The following is a 16,773-nucleotide window of genomic DNA, read 5'->3' on the forward strand; positions in this document are numbered from 1 at the left end:
TAATGGAGCTTTGGGGATTTTCCTCAAGGCAATGTGGGATACCACCTTTATCAACTCAGTTGGTAATGTTGTACTGGACCTTCACGATATCTCAGATGTCAGGGAATGTCTCGGTTAAAAGTATCAGTTACTGTAGTAAAGCGATCGCTACCATGACTGGTCTGATTTTGAAGACGCATCAAAAATTCTCTGATAGATGGACTCCCACACAGGCTAACCCCTACATTTTCTCAAATTCTTCCCCAAGATTCTTTGATCCCCCCTTATCAGTGGCGACATTCAGTTCTAAACTGTAGATGAGAGAGTTGAAATGCTGTCAGGAGTAATTTTGTGAAAAAAGTTTTAGCAATCATTCTAGGTGGAGGTGCGGGGACTCGCTTGTATCCCCTCACTAAACTCCGCGCCAAACCGGCAGTACCCGTTGCTGGCAAATATCGCTTGATAGATATTCCTGTAAGCAACTGTATTAATTCGGAAATTTTTAAAATCTATGTGTTGACACAATTCAACTCGGCTTCTCTCAACCGTCACATTGCCCGCGCTTATAATTTCAGTGGTTTTAGTGATGGTTTTGTGGAAGTCTTGGCAGCCCAACAAACCCCAGAAAACCCTAATTGGTTTCAAGGTACGGCTGATGCAGTGCGTCAATATATTTGGATGTTACAAGATTGGGATGTGGATGAATTTCTGATTTTATCCGGTGATCATCTCTATCGTATGGACTATCGCTTGTTTGTTAATCGTCACAGAGAAACTAACGCCGATATTACTCTATCTGTAATTCCTATTGATGATCGTCGCGCTTCTGATTTTGGCTTGATGAAAATTGATAATAACGGTAGAGTAATTGACTTTAGCGAAAAGCCTAAAGGTGATGCTTTAGCTAAAATGCGTGTTGATACTACTGTATTAGGACTATCTAAAGAACAAGCTCAATTACAGCCATATATCGCCTCTATGGGCATTTATGTCTTTAAGAAAGATGTTTTAATTAAATTGTTGAAGGAATCTTTAGAACGGACAGATTTTGGTAAGGAAATTATTCCCGATGCAGCTAAAGATCATAATGTTCAAGCCTATTTATTTGATGGTTATTGGGAAGATATCGGAACTATTGAAGCATTCTATGAAGCTAATTTAGCTCTGACTAAACAACCTCAACCACCTTTTAGTTTCTATCATGAAGAAGCCCCCATTTATACTCGTGCCCGTTATTTGCCCCCTTCTAAATTGTTGAATTGTCATGTTACAGAATCAATGATTGGTGAAGGTTGTATTTTGAAAAATTGCCGCATTCAACATTCGGTCTTAGGTGTGCGATCGCTAGTTGATGATGGTTCTGTAATTGAAGAATCTTTATTAATGGGTGCAGATTCTTATCCCACATCTATCGAAAATAACCCAACATTAGATCATGGAGAAATTACCATAGGAATTGGCAAAAACACCATCATTCGTCGGGCAATTATTGATAAAAACGCACGCATTGGTTCTAATGTGAAAATCGTTAATAAAGATAATGTCCAAGATGCAGAACGAGAAAAACAAGGCTTCTATATTCGTAGTGGTATTGTAGTTGTTCTCAAAAATGCCGTTATTCCTGATAACACAATTATTTAGTTAGGAGTCAGCCGTCAATAGGGGTTTAGCACTGCTTATTGTTTCAATTTAAGCTACAAGTACTATAGTTTTAGCGTGGCTATCATAAAAATAAGCTACACCACGCTATAGACAAGCTTAGTACAAGTGGCTTATTTATTTAGCTTCCACACCTGTCTGAAAATAAATTTCCAGGCTAATAACCCAAGTTGCTAGTTATTAATTTTCGGATCTTTTGTAGTCTGTAGGGTGCGTCAGACAGAATAATTTAGGTTAAAATTACCAATTTTAAAATTCTGAAGCACCCTACTTCATTTAACTGGTAACTTACGTTAATAACCAAAGTTTACTAAGGTAAACTAAATAATGGAAAAAATAATTTAAAAAATTTTCTAATTATTTTAGTCATCTTGAGACAACTTTTTCTATGAGACAGAGGAATTAATTCCCAGTCAGGCTATATCAACACCATCAAGCAGTGCTAAACCCTTACATAGAATCACAATTAAGCTAATAGCTAATTACTAAAAATCATGACTAAGTTAATTTTGTTAATTGGTCTTCCTGGTAGTGGTAAATCAACTTTAGCTAAAAATTTACTGTTAGAATATCCCCAAATGCAACTAATTTCTACAGATGCTATTCGCGGTAAATTGTTTGGTTCTGAAGCTATTCAAGGTTCATGGTTATTAATTTGGCAAGAAATAGAACAGCAATTTCAAAAATGTGTGATATCACAAACATCCGCTATTTTCGATGCTACTAATGCCCAAAGACGTAACCGCCGAGATGTAATTGATTTAGCCCGAATTTCAGGATTTACTAATATTGTGGGATTATGGATAAAAACTCCAGTTTGGTTATGTTTATCACGTAATCAAAAACGCCAACGTCAAGTACCTCAAGATGTTATCCTGAAAATGCACCGACAATTACAAAATGCTCCCCCTAGCATGGATGAAGGAATGGATGAGTTGAATTGTATTTAATATCATCTATTCTGCATCTAAATAATATCAATAAATCAAAAATATCAAAAAATATTTTCCTAAAGTTATGATGTTCCTAGAAAATTTCACAGTTGATTGGATATTAATTAACAATTGTATTCAGTTTATGATTTGGGGTATTACTTCTCTGTTTTTAGCGGAAATAATTAGAGATTCTTACCATGCTTTATGTCATCAATTTATCTGGTTAGGAAAATGGCATAATAAACATCATGCCGCCTATCGTCGAGATTTAAGTTTAAGTTCTCAAAAGGCTTATGTAGAATCTCAATTGTATCATGATGTTGTGGAATCAGTGATTTTAGTAGTTCTATTAATTATCATTGCCTTAATAGTTCATCAATGGGGATTATGGTTAGGAGTAGTTTATGCTATCACCTTTTTATATGGCGCCTCTTTACGTTATTTTCAAGGTACAATAGACACAGACTACAATCATTTACCAGGACCTTTAGAAACTATTCCTTCTTTTTGGTTTGTGAATAGAACTTATCATTGGCGACACCATTTTGATGATGTTAATGCTTATTATAGTGGAGTATTTCCTTTGGTAGATAAAATTCTAGGAACAGCACTATCTTTAAAGGGTAAAACTATTGCTATAACAGGTGCTTCGGGAAGTTTGGGACAGGCATTAACTAGAGAATTATTAAGGTATAATGCTAAAATTATTGCCTTAACAACTAATCCTCATAACATTGAAAATAAACCAGGTGTAAAGGTGATTTTATGGCAATTAGGACAGGAAAAGGAATTGCGGGAAACTTTAGAAAAGGTGGATATTTTAATTATTAATCATGGGATAAATGTGTATAGCGATCGCTCTTCTACTGCCATTTACAACTCTTATCAAGTTAACACATTTTCCGCTTTACAACTAATAAATATCTTTTCGGAAACTGTCACAGGTCCAGATGCTAAAGCCACTAAAGAAATTTGGGTAAATACCTCAGAAGCGGAAGTTTCACCAGCATTAAGTCCCCTTTATGAACTTAGTAAAAGGGCATTAGGTGAGATAATTACCCTGAAAAGATTAGATCAAATTTGTGTCATCAGAAAATTAATTTTGGGACCTTTTAAAAGTTCTTTAAATCCCTATGGAGTGATGTCAGCATCTCAAGTAGCTAAGGGAATTGTATTTTTAGCAAAGCGGGATTTTAGAAATATTGTGGTTACTGTAAACCCTTTAACTTATGTACTATTTCCCATCAAGGAATTTAGTACCTGGTTATATTATCGAGTGTTTAGTAAAGGTGTGAAAAGTGAATAGTTGATGAATAATTGAAAAACAAAATCCCCATTTTATTGAATATTATTGAATAAATTGGGGATATTATAAGATATTATAAATATATTATAAATATTGTCAATATATGGATTTTATGCTAAATTAATTATTAGTTACTTATTAACAATGTTTTTTTAATTCATAATGTATTTATAATGTTTCAACAACTATCACTATTTGCAGAAAAAAACGATGATCATCTAACTAATGATCTGACTAAATGTTTTTACCAAAGCATTGCACAATCTGGTTTTAACTATGAAGAATTTGATATAGGAGATATTACATTTAAAGGAGGACAAAATGAATCTGTCCATAGATGGTATCGCTTAACTCCTAGTTATTCACCAAATTTAGTACGTTTTTTTATCAACAGATTTAAAATTACTAAAAATGATTTTGTGCTTGATCCATTTAGTGGTAGAGGTACAACAATCATAGAATGTCAAAAACATGGCATAAAATCTTTAGGAATTGAGATTAACCCCTTACTTCAGCAAGTAGGAAGTAAATCTCTATTATGGGATATTAACCATATTAATTTAGTGAATAATTACCTTGAGGAAATTTTAAATTTAATTACTAAATATCAAGAATATTCTTTAGAAGATATTATTAAAACATTTAATACTAGGATTCCTATTATTCATAATGTCTTTCGTTGGTGGAAAATTGATGTTTTAAAGAATTTAATTATCTGTCGTGAAGTCATGAACCAAGAAAAATATGATGCTATTCATGAATATACTTGGTTATCTATAAATAAAGCCTGTTTAGATTGTGCAAATATTCACAGAAATCACCCAACTATTACTTTTGATGATCATCATCAAAGAGAAATAGATGTTTATGCTGAAATTAGTAATAACCTCAAAAATATAATTGATGATTTACTAAGTTTGAATCAACAGCAAATTTCTTTTTCACAATTCAACTCGATTATAGTAGGCAATTCTACCAATATTCTGGAACAGAAAATAGATCATCCTATTGATTTTATCATTACTTCACCTCCTTATCCCAATAGATATAGTTATGTTCACCAAACCAGACCTCAACTACATTTTTTAGAACTATTAGAAGATGTTAGTCAAGCTACAGAAATAGATTTACAAGCTATAGGAGGAACTTGGGGAAGAGCGACTTCTGTTTTACAGAAAAATTTAATTATAGTTCCTGATGAAATTAAACCTTATCTTTCTTACTATCATGAACTGAAAAATCAAAATATCTTAATGTGTAATTATGCCACTAAATACTTTATAGATATGTGGAAACATATCAAATGTTTAAAACAGATGATATCAAATCATTTTCAAGGTGTTTATGTTGTTGGTAATTCAAGATTATCAAATGTAGAAATATTCACTGAAGTAATTTTAGGACATCTTTTTCAACATGAAGGTTTTGAGGTTGAAAAAATCATTTCCTTTAGAAAAAGAGGAGGTAAAAAACGCCTTTATGAAACAGGAGTATGTATTAAAAACATTAGAAATTAGTAAGAATATTATCTATCTCTTTTTTTAAACTTTCTGAATTTCTATTGAGAAAATCATAAAGATTAAAACCAGTCAGATCATTAACTAAATTAAAACTATTTATTCCTTCATAAAGTTCCCAACTTTTTGATAATCTAGCCACTGGACTTTTCAATGATGTATTGCAGAAAATTAACATTACAGGGAGAATTTTTGATGCTTTTAAGGCTAAGGACATATCATAATCAGCTTGAATCCTCTTAGAATCACCAATTTGATAACAGGAGCGAATTTCAAATCCTATACCTGCAAATTCTCTCCAATTCATAGGAATATTTTCATTAAACTTATCTTTTGTGATTAAACCATCAGTAGATCGAATTTGATAGCGATCGCCAATTTTCACACTAACATTAAAATGTAATTCATTATCCGTTAAATTAAAACTTTCTTTTAATAAATAGATAAATAAAGCCTCATACATATCACCTAGCTTACGATGTAAAGAAGTGATCAGGTTTCCTCCTACTCTAGCAATAATATATCTTTCGTCATCTAAACCTAGATAACCAAAAGCAGGATCATTAGCGATAAGTTCTTGAAATTGATCTCTATTTTTCACCCCTGGATAACTCTTATAAGGTTTAAATTCTAAAACTTTTCTAATATTTGTTATAGCTATATCAAGTAGTTCATCTTCATTGATCATTTTAATTTCTGTACCTCATAATAACGGAAACTGCTGTAAACTATTATCACTTAATAATAGCAAGACTAAATAAGTTGCGTGTTTAATTTCAATTAGATATGTAAGTAAGATGCTTACACTACTTTATTTTGAATCAGCTATGCAAGCAAGATGCTTGCACTACTTGATAATTTACCTGCATATCAACTTATTAATCTATAACTTATTAATCTATATTTTCATCATCCTATAAAATATTTTTCCTTGCTTGAATTACTTGCAAACTCCCCCCAGCATATAAAATAGGTGCATCCACATCAAAACCACATTCACCTAATAAACCAGATAAATCAACTTTTAATAATTGCCACGCTGTCTCGGTTTCAAATAACCAAAAAAACACCGCTAAACCGGGCCAAAAAATAGGATTTGTAGGTGCATGAAAATCTACTAAAGTAAACACACCACCTGGTTTTAAGACTCGATAAACTTCGGCAATTATTTTCTGTAATTGTTCATATTCCATTTCATGCAAAGCTGCACTAGTATGGACTATATCAAAAGTATGATCTGCTAAAGGTATATTTTCTGCAAATGCTTGAATATATCTAGCATCAGGTACATTTTTTCGCGCCCTTGCTAAGGATAAACTAGAAGCATCTAAACCTGTGACATTTTCCGAAAATTTGACTAGAAATTGAGTCACTTGTCCACTACCACAACATAAATCTAAAATCTGAGTATGTGAATTTATTTCTAAGTTGGAATATGCTAGTTGACGAAATTTTGTTTCCCCTCCTACTGCTAAAGCTGCTAACTTAGAAATGCCATCATATAACCATTGGTAGCGATAACTTAAATCTCTTAAAATTGTGGCCATAAGTTTTTATCCTCCCTGAAGATTAGTTTTTTTACTAATTTACTCAATCAATCTTATTTCTTGTATAGTTTCCATTGCTATATTTAACTATAAAACTGAGCTATAAAACTATTTATATAGAAGTAAATTAACTGGAAAAAATTACTGTACAATATTCACTTAGGAATTACGCAAATGTCACATCAATGTCACATCAAGAATATGTTGTAGTTGTAGGGTGTGGTTCGACAATCTCACCAACTACATTAAAACGCATAAATTATGCAAATAAACAGCTTATTGATATCTGACACACCCTACCAATGTGCTAGTTACGTAAGTCCTCTTCACTGTAAAACTAATGACGTTAATAAGTAAATGTATACTACAAAAGTTTATCTTTCTCAACCTGACTGTAATGTTGAGGCTTATTTAGCAAAACCAGAAACTCCTGGTGTTTACCCAGGTATTGTGGTTTTACAAGAGATTTTTGGCGTTAATGAACATATTAGAGATGTTACAGAACGCATTGCTAATTTAGGATATGTAGCTATAGCACCTGCTTTATTTCAACGTCAACATCCTGGCTTTGAAACAGGTTATACTGCTGATGCTGTGGAAATTGGCCGTAAGTACGCTTGGTCGGATTGTACTGCATCCCAGTTATTAAGTGATATTCAAGCTGCAATTAATTACTTAAAAACCCTGCCAGATGTTCAACAAGAAGGGTTTGGCTGCATCGGCTTCTGCTTCGGTGGTCATGTGGCTTATCTCGCGGCTACACTACCAAATATTCGCGCTACTGCATCTTTTTACGGTGCGCGTATCACTGATGCTACTCCTGGAGGAGGTTTACCCACAATTAAGGGCACAAAAGATATTAATGGTACTATTTATACCTTTTTTGGAGGTAAAGATGCGAGTATTCCCCAAAACCAGGTAAATGAAATTACCCAGGAATTAACAAAATATCATATTTCCCATCGTGTGTTTTGTTACAATGAAGCTGATCATGGATTTTTCTGCGATCGCCGTTCGAGTTATAATGCTCAAGCTGCTGCTGATGCTTGGGAGAAAGTACAAGAACTTTTTGCCAGTGTTCTTAAAAGTTAATCAAAGTCAAACAGTGGTAAATTAGCGGTAGAATATTCTATTAACTATTTTTCCTTAAAATAGCACTCCTACTAATCATAACAAATTTATCTTCAAACTCATGACTTCCGAATCAAAATCATCTCAAACAGCTAATTCATCTTTTTCTATGGATGATTTCGCTAAAGCCTTAGAAACACACGATTACCAATTTCAAAAAGGACAAATTGTACATGGTAAAGTTTTTCAATTTGACCATGACGGAGCCTATGTTGATATTGGTGGAAAATCGTCCGCTTTTCTACCCCGTGATGAGGCTTCTTTGAGAGTAGTAACTAATTTAGCGGATGTATTACCGATGAATGAAGAACTACAGTTTTTGATTATTCGGGATCAGGATGCTGAAGGACAAGTTACTCTATCAAGGAAACAGCTAGAAATTCAACATATTTGGGATAAACTGACACAAATGAAGGAAAATTCCCAAACAGTGGAAGCAAAGATAACAGGGGCAAATAAAGGCGGTGTGACGGTTGATGTTTTATCACTAAGAGGGTTTATTCCGCGATCGCAATTAACAGAACGTGATAACCTAGAAGCACTTAAAGGTCAAACTATTGTGGCTGGCTTTTTAGAAGTTAATCGTGAGACAAAAAAACTGATTCTTTCCCAAAAAGTAATTGCCCGTTCTAGCAACTTTAGTTTATTAGAAGTTGGTCAATTAGTCGAAGGCAAAATCACAGGAATTAAACCTTTTGGTGTATTTGTAGAATTGGATGGAATTAGTGCTTTACTACACATAAAACAAGTCAGCCAGAAATTTATTGAATCTTTGGATAAAGTATTTCAAATTGGTCAAGAAATCAAAGCAATTATTATTGATTTAGATGAAGGTAAAAATCGTGTAGCTATTTCTACTAGAGTGTTAGAAAACTTCCCTGGAGAAATGTTAGAAAATATGGTAGAAGTCATGAATTCAGCCGAAGCAAGAGCTAAACGTGCGGCAAATAAATCAATTGATGATTGATGATTGATGATTGTAAAATTTTATTAATTACAGCACATTCCATATTTATAAGGTAGAATATTAGCAGGCAAGATACCCTGCACTACAAGGGTATCATCATTAATATCTGTATCTTGTAAAACTGGAAAATGCTGTAACCTATCTTCCGCACTCTCAACTGTCACAATCGGTTTTTACCGTTTTTTATGATAACATGAGGTTGTATTGTATACTAATTCTCAGAAAATTAACGGATGTAGGATGCCAGAAAGGCATAATTTATATCCAAAAATTAAGAGAAAATTAAGTGATAATACCATGTGACACCCCAGGTTGCGGAATGTGGGATGCAAGCAAGATGCTTGCGCTACAGTAAATTTAGAATAATAGATGCAAGCAAGATGCTTACACTACAGTAGTGTGGATAATGGATGCAAGCAAGATGCTTGCGCTACAGTAAATTTAGAATAATAGATGCAAGCAAGATGCTTGTGCTACAGTAGTGTGGATAATAGATGCAAGCAAGATGCTTGTGCTACAGTAAATTTAGAATAATAGATGCAAGCAAGATGCTTGCGCTACAGTAGTGTGGATAATAGATGCAAGCAAGATGCTTACACTACAGTAGTGTGGATAATGGATGCAAGCAAGATGCTTGCGCTACAGTAGTGTGGATAATAGATGCAAGCAAGATGCTTGTGCTACAGTAAATTTAGAATAATAGATGCAAGCAAGATGCTTGTGCTACAGTAAATTTAGGTTTTTTAGTTATACAGTTTAGCTGCACATCAGCTTATCAATTCTCCAGATAGATACCCAATCATCAAAACAGTGTCAGAATAAGAGTAGGAACACCTTTGAAGGAGGTGGACTACTATGTTGAATAATACAATGTTGAATGATAAAATCAGAATAGTTTCTTTAATACCCAGTGGTACGGAAATAGCTGCTACATTAGGACTACAAGATAAAATTGTTGGGCGATCGCATGAATGTGATTATCCCCCAGAAATATCCCATTTGCCTATTTGTACCCAATCTCGTTTAGATATTAACGCCTCCAGCAATGATATTTACAATGAACTGCATAATTTATTACAATCTTCTCTCAGTATTTACAAAATCAAAGTTGATATCTTAGAGAAATTACAACCTACCCACATTTTAACCCAGGATCAATGTCATGTATCTGCTGTCACCTTACCAGAGATTAACAAAGCTGTAAACCAGCTTACCCATAGTTCACCATATATTATTTCATTGAAACCAAAAACATTGCGAGATGTTTGGGCAGATATTGAAAAAGTTGGTAATATCTTTGGTGTAGATTCAGTAAAAATACTAGAAAATCTCGAATCTCGTGTAAAAATCTGTCATAGAAGATTACAAGGATTATCCACTCCAGAATTACCCAGGGTTGTCTGTATTCAATGGACAGAACCACTCATGGTAGGTGCAAATTGGATACCCGAACTAGTCAAACTAGCAGGAGGACAAAGTTTATTTAGTCTTCTCAGTAAATCTAACACTCATGTTACCTGGGAAACATTATTAGCCAGTAATCCTGATGTGATAATTTTTATGCTCTATGGCTTTGATTTACAGAGAAATCACGAAGAAGCGGAAATATTCACCCATCGTCAAGAATGGCACAAATTACACGCTTTTCAAAGTGGTAGAGTCTTTGTCACTAACGGTAATTCTTACTTTAATCGTCCTGGTCCAAGATTAGTAGACTCGGTAGAAATTTTAGCAGAAATATTACACCCAGATATTTTTAACTATGGTTATAAAGGTGTGGGATGGGAAACTGTATAATTTGTTTTTGGGGAACAGGGGTATGCAGATTAGGATCTGATGAGGTACAGATGTTGATGATAAAATCCTTATAATGCGGGCATCTTGCCCGCTAACACTGTACCTCGTATAGATAGAATGTGATATAATTACAATTAATTATCCCAAATCCTAAAATACTATTTTATTACTTATTACCTTTCGCCCAAATGCGCGTAGGTAATCCCCAGACGTAAATAAAGCCTTCCGCAGCTTTGTGATCAAATTGATCTTCTGCGCCATAAGTAGCTAAATCAGGTGTATATAGAGTGTTATCACTCCAACGTCCGACGATAGTGGCGTTACCTTTAAATAGTTTAAGGCGTACTACTCCAGATACTCTTTCTTGGGTTTGTTGAATAAAAGCATCTAAGGCATTTTTTAGAGGACTATACCAAAGTCCGTTATACACAAGTTTAGTATAGGTTTCTTCAATGCCACGTTTGTACTGAGTTACGTCAGCAGTCAACGTTAAACTTTCTAAGTCACGGTGGGCGTTAATAAGAACTAGCATAGCTGGTGATTCGTATATTTCCCGTGACTTAATACCTACTAGACGATTTTCAATCATGTCTATGCGGCCAATACCATGATTACCAACAATGGTATTTAATTTTTGAATTAGTTCTACTGGGGTTTCGCTTGTACCATTAATAGTGGTGGGAAGACCTTTGACAAAACCAATTTCTATATATTCCGGTTCGTTGGGGGTATCCGCGATCGCCTTTGTCATTTCATAAATTTCTTCGGGAGGTTCATTGGCCGGATCTTCCAACGTTCCAGCTTCTATACTACGTCCTAACAAGTTTTTATCTATACTAAAAGGTGACGATTTTTTCACTGGTGCGGGAATACCAAATTTTTCACCATAAGCAATGGTTTCTTCCCGACTCATTCCCCATTCTCTAGCGGGTGCAAGAATTTTTAAATTAGGATTAAGTGCAGCACAGGATACATCAAAACGTACCTGATCATTGCCCTTACCAGTACAACCATGAGCGATCGCATCTGCACCATATTTAGCAGCAGCTTCTACTAATATTTTAGCAATCAATGGCCGAGCTAGGGCTGTTCCTAAAGGATAGCGATTTTCATAGAGTGCATTAGCTTGAATGGCCGGAAATGCGTACTCTGCGATAAATATATCCTTAACATCCGCTACCAGAGACTCACTTGCACCAGATTTTAGTGCTTTTTCTCGCACTGGTTCTAATTCATCTCCCTGACCCAAATCAGCGGCCAGGGTAATTACTTCTTCTACTCCCCATTCTTGCTTTAAGTAGGGAATACATACGGAGGTATCAACTCCACCAGAATATGCTAGAACAACCTTTTTGGCGCGACCCATTAATTTCTCCAGTTACCAATGAGGAAAATCATGAGTCATCATTATACCCCAAGGTTGGTTAATCTATAGCCATTCTGGTAAATATAGAGGCTTATAGCATAGGTTCTCCTTGACGCTAATAATATATAATGATAACTGCTAATAATCGCTTGAGTAAGGACAGCAAAAAATCACATAGTTTCTTAGGTATAAACTGTTTAGGAAATTGAAGCAGCTGGTCTTTTGCTTCATTAATACTTACGTAAATTTTGTAATGAATTATACATCAAAAGCGATCGCTCACAATAAATATATAACTAACATAAAATCATCTAAACAAAATTACCACCATCTTTCCGTCGAATACCAATAACGCAAGGACGGGGAATACCTGTTAAATTAGCATTACCACCATCAACAGTGGAAATATTACTCGGCCAACTACTACCACGAGGAATAGTACGACTTTGATTAAAAGTTGTACCGTCTAAATCCAATATCTCCAAGTCACGAGTTAAGATCGTACCATCATTAACAGGTGAATTTTCACCAGGATGTTGCACAGAAATAATTAAAGTATTACCCACAAATGTAGGTCCTGTCATTTCACACAACACTGGTCCATAACCAAAAGGTATGACTTTTCCCGCATTACTACCACTGGTAGGAATACAAAAAATCCAGTTGTTACCAAATACACCCGTTAAACTAGAAACATTACCCACACTTTGATGATTAACCGTGTTGCTAGTAGCACCATTTACACCATTAATACTCATCATATCAGTCACACCCCATATATTACCTTGGGTATCAAATACTAAATTATCAACATTGGCAAACCCAGCACCTCCCACAGTTCCAGCTTCTCCTCCTTGGACAAATTTTTCCCAAGTAAAACTTGTACCTGTACCATCACTACTACTTTCAATAATCTTATAAATTCCTCCACTGTCTTGAGTGCCGTTGATAGCTGGATCTAATTTTGCTACTTGAAAAATACGTGAATCTGCATAGCCATCACTACTAGGCGCACCATCTGTATAAGCAATAAAAACCTCTTTTGTATTAGGATGAATTTCCACATCTTCAGGACGTGCTGTAGGTGTACCTCCTACTAAATTAGCAGCTAAAAAAGCATCACAAAGTATTGCACCTTGAGATATATAAAAATCACTCAACTTTTTATTTTGATAATTTGGTAAGGTAGCTATTTCATTAAGTCTAGTACAAGCAAATACACCACCATCTGTCATTTCACCAGCTATACCCTTACGTCGAGGTAAAGGTAAAATCCCCTCTTTTTGTGCCGAACCTAAAGCCGTAAATTCCACAGAAGAAAGTACAGAAGGCGGTATGGGATTTGTGGGAGTATTTAATAATAAAGGTATCCATTCTCCCGTACCATCAGGATTAAATTTAGCAACGTATAAAATACCACTATTAAATAAATTGCTATTACTCTTAGCAGTAATGTTACTTACAATACCATTACTCACAAATTTATAAGTATGGCCACCGCGTCTATCATCACCCATATAAGTCACTAATTTCTTACCTGCTTCCACTCGTAAAGCCACATTTTCATGACGATAACGACCTAACCAGGTATGTTTTTTTGGTCTAAAATTGGAATTTGTTGGGTCAATTTCTACTATCCAACCATATTTTTCTCCCACTAGACCAAATATTTCGCCCACAGTACCAGGAATATAACCTATTTGTGTACCATTAGACTTGACTGCTTCTGTCACACCTATAACAGATGTACTACTACCTTGAAAATTCTCTTCTCCGCTTAAAATAGTGCCCCAGGGTGTTGTTCCGCCAGAACAGTTATAAGCAGTACCAATAATTTTGTTACCTAATCCATCACTACTAATAGTAAAAACTTCAGTTGCAGCAGGTCCAGTAGCTATTAAATAGTTTTCATCACCTTGTTGATAACTGAGTTTTCCCCAAGATGTAATTTTCTTATATCCATCTGTTCTTTGACCGTTAATTCTTAAGCCAGAAAGTCCATGAATACGACGATTTTTGACATCTTTAACTACGGTAAATCTTTGATTTTTCTGATCATGAGAAATGCGGACAATTGAACCCCCTAAATTATATAGAATTTCTCCATTTAACTCTATATTTCTCATCTGAGGTAAATCTCGTTTAACGATTTGAGAAAATGTACTTATCAACCCTTTTCTATGGTCAAAATTATCAGTTGTTGAGAGAGAAATTGCCGAACTAATATACTCATGGTTTACCCATAAATAACCATCTTGAGAATTTTTATTAAGGGGAATAAATCCTGTATAATCACAGTTACAACCTACATATTCATCAGGATTGTTAAATAATCTATCTCCCCAGCCTAATATTATATAACGTTCATATTCTGGAGGAATAACTACATCATCTATAATCTGATAATTAGTTAATTTAACATTATTTTCTGCCTTGATAATTTTTCCTTTTCCTATGGCTGTAGGTAAGAAACTATTAACTTCTTGATAAATGGGTAAAGGATGGGGTAAACGTACAGGGGTAAAACGGGTTTTAAAAGTAGGTTTTGCTTGCGCTTGGGCAATGTTATTTATATTTTCAAAAACCTGTTCTGCAAGCACAGAGGTAACTACTGTCGCTGAAAAAAATTTTAAAACTTGTCGGCGGTTAAGAGTCATTGAGTATTTCTCCTGAAATATCCTATAATTGCATTATGTGATTGTAGTAAAATTATACAGCAGTTTCCGTTCTTATAAGGTACAGCGATTTATAGTAACATCTTTGTAGCGCGGGCATCTTGCCTGCCATTAGCCGATCGCTATTTATAGTAACATCTTTGTAGCGCGGGCATCTTGCCTGCCACTAGCCGATCGCTATTTATAGTAACATCTTTGTAGCGCGGGCATCTTGCCTGCCATTAGCCGATCGCTATTTATAATAACATCTTTGTAGCGCGGGCATCTTGCCTGCCACTAGCCGATCGCTATTTATAGTAACATCTTTGTAGCGCGGGCATCTTGCCTGCCATTAGCCGATCGCTATTTTCTATAAATCTCGTAGGTAATAAAAGTGCTCATTTTGCCAACTATCTGCTTTAATTCTTCCTAAATAACCTGTTAATGGTGATGATAGTTCTATAAGAATATTATATAATTCTTGATCATCTAAGTTTTGTGGAGGATCTTGATAAAGATATGCTGTTATAAGTTCACTAACTTTAGCATCCTTGCTATCTGTTTTTTCCAGATGTTTTTTGACTACTTGGATAATGTGCGATCGCAATTTTATTTCTTTTTTTACTTGATCAATATATTCATTAATTTTATCATCAATTTGTCCTGGTTCTAAATATTGCTTTAACTCCATCAAATCTATAGCACCTGGATATTTTGCCTTTAGTTCTACTAATTTTTGTAATGTCATAGCTTTAATAACACTTGTTTGAGATAGTTTTGCAGATTTAATTAAAGTTTCTTTCAGTTGTTTTGTAGGTTCACCAGGTCCAATAATTAAGCGTACAGCTTGTAAATAATTTTCTTGTAGATGTCTTTTACCAATTCTATCTAATTCTTCCACAGCACGATCTGTAATACTTCTTCCTGCTTTGCATTCGCACACTAAAGGATAAGGCTGAGAACAATATAAATCTAAACCTCCCGCACCTCCTTTATAAGCATTTTCCACTTGAAAACCTAAAAATTCCAAACTTTGACGAGAGATATTTTCAAAGTCTGTACCTGCTTGATAATTACTTTTTTTCTCTTCAAATTCTATGCTTCTATTTCCTAAAGGTGCTATGGTTTTAATCCAAGACAAATCAGGATCTAGGCTATTTTTCCCAGGTTGGTTACTCCATCCTAAAAATACTCTAATTTCCTGTTCTAGTAGTTGTACTGCTGGGTTATTTTTAGCCATTGGTAATAATACACCTTGCAGTTCTTCCAGTTCAGGATGTAGGGGAGGTTGGCGGTTTTGTAGTTGTTGTTTGCGTTGTATAAATATCTGATCACTTAATAGAGGTTTAGATTCAGATACAGAAATATTATGAGGTAATGGGGCAAATTTTCCCAGTTTTTGTTGAATGTTGGGAATAGATGGAATTTCTAAGGGTTTATCTAAATGATGCACGCGCAAATAAGCTAGGAAAAAATGGGGATGTTTTTGTAATATTTCCTCAAATCTTTCTGCTTTCCAGATGGTTAATTGAGATAAAATATCTAGTGGTTCGGTTTTATCTAAAGTTCGACAAAATTCACATCTAGCCCATGCTTTAATTAAAACATTATTTTGAGATAAAGGTAATTGTAATTGTTTCTGGGTTTTAATTAAATTTAGTTGTTCTGGTTGTAATAAAATACCTGCTTGGTGAAATTTTTCCCATGCAGTTTTAGCAATGGGTAAAAAGTTTGTCCGGTAGTATTTATTAATTTCCACTGTAGACATTTCCACAGGATAAAAAGCGAATGTTTTTCCAGAATGAAGAAATGATTTAGGTAAAGCTACTATTATTCTTCCCTGAATTAGTGCTTCAATATCAGGAACAGGTAAACATAATACAGTAGAAATTGAAAAAGATTTATTCATAATTAA

At 34.5% G+C, this 16,773-nt stretch carries 13 protein-coding genes; 7 read left to right on the forward strand and 6 right to left on the reverse strand.

Annotation, left to right across the window (positions count from 1 at the left end; translation table 11 throughout):
• Nucleotides 1-330: 330 nt before the first annotated feature.
• The 4 genes from H6F32_RS05825 to H6F32_RS05840 all read left to right on the forward strand — a co-directional run bounded on the left by H6F32_RS05825 (nt 331) and on the right by H6F32_RS05840 (nt 5,396).
• Complete coding sequence (locus H6F32_RS05825) at nt 331-1,620, forward strand: glucose-1-phosphate adenylyltransferase (protein ID WP_190368394.1); 1,290 nt, start codon at nt 331-333, stop codon at nt 1,618-1,620.
• Between the two features lie 512 nt (nt 1,621-2,132).
• On the forward strand, nt 2,133-2,588 hold the full coding sequence (locus H6F32_RS05830; protein ID WP_190368395.1) for an AAA family ATPase: 456 nt from the start codon (nt 2,133-2,135) through the stop codon (nt 2,586-2,588).
• Nucleotides 2,589-2,655: 67 nt separating this feature from the next.
• Nucleotides 2,656-3,879, forward strand: a complete 1,224-nt coding sequence (locus H6F32_RS05835) for a bifunctional sterol desaturase/short chain dehydrogenase (protein WP_190368396.1) — start codon at nt 2,656-2,658, stop codon at nt 3,877-3,879.
• 173 nt (nt 3,880-4,052) lie between these two features.
• The gene (locus H6F32_RS05840; protein ID WP_190368397.1) at nt 4,053-5,396 is read left to right on the forward strand and encodes a DNA methyltransferase; all 1,344 of its coding nucleotides are present in this window, start codon (nt 4,053-4,055) and stop codon (nt 5,394-5,396) included.
• Here the strand turns inward: H6F32_RS05840 and H6F32_RS05845 are convergent.
• Nucleotides 5,386-6,084, reverse strand: a complete 699-nt coding sequence (locus H6F32_RS05845; protein WP_190368398.1) for a type I restriction endonuclease — start codon at nt 6,082-6,084, stop codon at nt 5,386-5,388. The two genes, H6F32_RS05840 and H6F32_RS05845, sit on opposite strands and share 11 nt — an antisense overlap.
• Nucleotides 6,085-6,310: 226 nt before the next feature.
• On the reverse strand, nt 6,311-6,943 hold the full coding sequence (locus H6F32_RS05850) for a class I SAM-dependent methyltransferase (protein ID WP_190368399.1): 633 nt from the start codon (nt 6,941-6,943) through the stop codon (nt 6,311-6,313).
• A gap of 357 nt (nt 6,944-7,300) precedes the next feature.
• Between H6F32_RS05850 and H6F32_RS05855 the strand changes: the two genes are divergently transcribed.
• Nucleotides 7,301-8,035: a dienelactone hydrolase family protein gene (locus tag H6F32_RS05855; RefSeq protein WP_190368400.1), complete on the forward strand. Its 735-nt coding sequence runs from the start codon at nt 7,301-7,303 to the stop codon at nt 8,033-8,035.
• Between the two features lie 100 nt (nt 8,036-8,135).
• Entirely contained in the window at nt 8,136-9,041 is a 906-nt protein-coding gene (locus H6F32_RS05860; protein WP_190368401.1) for a S1 RNA-binding domain-containing protein, read from the forward strand.
• A gap of 23 nt (nt 9,042-9,064) precedes the next feature.
• Here the strand turns inward: H6F32_RS05860 and H6F32_RS05865 are convergent, their stop codons facing one another.
• On the reverse strand, nt 9,065-9,205 hold the full coding sequence (locus H6F32_RS05865; RefSeq protein WP_190368402.1) for a hypothetical protein: 141 nt from the start codon (nt 9,203-9,205) through the stop codon (nt 9,065-9,067).
• Nucleotides 9,206-9,911: 706 nt separating this feature from the next.
• On the opposite strand from H6F32_RS05865, the gene H6F32_RS05870 reads away from it, so the two are divergent.
• Nucleotides 9,912-10,838: a cobalamin-binding protein gene (locus H6F32_RS05870; RefSeq protein WP_190368511.1), complete on the forward strand. Its 927-nt coding sequence runs from the start codon at nt 9,912-9,914 to the stop codon at nt 10,836-10,838.
• 166 nt (nt 10,839-11,004) lie between these two features.
• Here H6F32_RS05870 and H6F32_RS05875 read toward each other — a convergent pair whose 3' ends face one another.
• From H6F32_RS05875 to H6F32_RS05885, 3 genes are all read right to left on the reverse strand, one after another.
• On the reverse strand, nt 11,005-12,204 hold the full coding sequence (locus tag H6F32_RS05875) for an argininosuccinate synthase (protein ID WP_190368403.1): 1,200 nt from the start codon (nt 12,202-12,204) through the stop codon (nt 11,005-11,007).
• 311 nt (nt 12,205-12,515) lie between these two features.
• On the reverse strand, nt 12,516-14,861 hold the full coding sequence (locus H6F32_RS05880; protein WP_190368404.1) for a PhoX family phosphatase: 2,346 nt from the start codon (nt 14,859-14,861) through the stop codon (nt 12,516-12,518).
• Nucleotides 14,862-15,228: 367 nt separating this feature from the next.
• Complete coding sequence (locus H6F32_RS05885) at nt 15,229-16,767, reverse strand: DUF1802 family protein (RefSeq protein WP_190368405.1); 1,539 nt, start codon at nt 16,765-16,767, stop codon at nt 15,229-15,231.
• Nucleotides 16,768-16,773 lie beyond the last annotated feature (6 nt).

The organism is Anabaena sp. FACHB-1237 (assembly GCF_014696225.1).
Lineage (GTDB): Bacteria > Cyanobacteriota > Cyanobacteriia > Cyanobacteriales > Nostocaceae > FACHB-1237.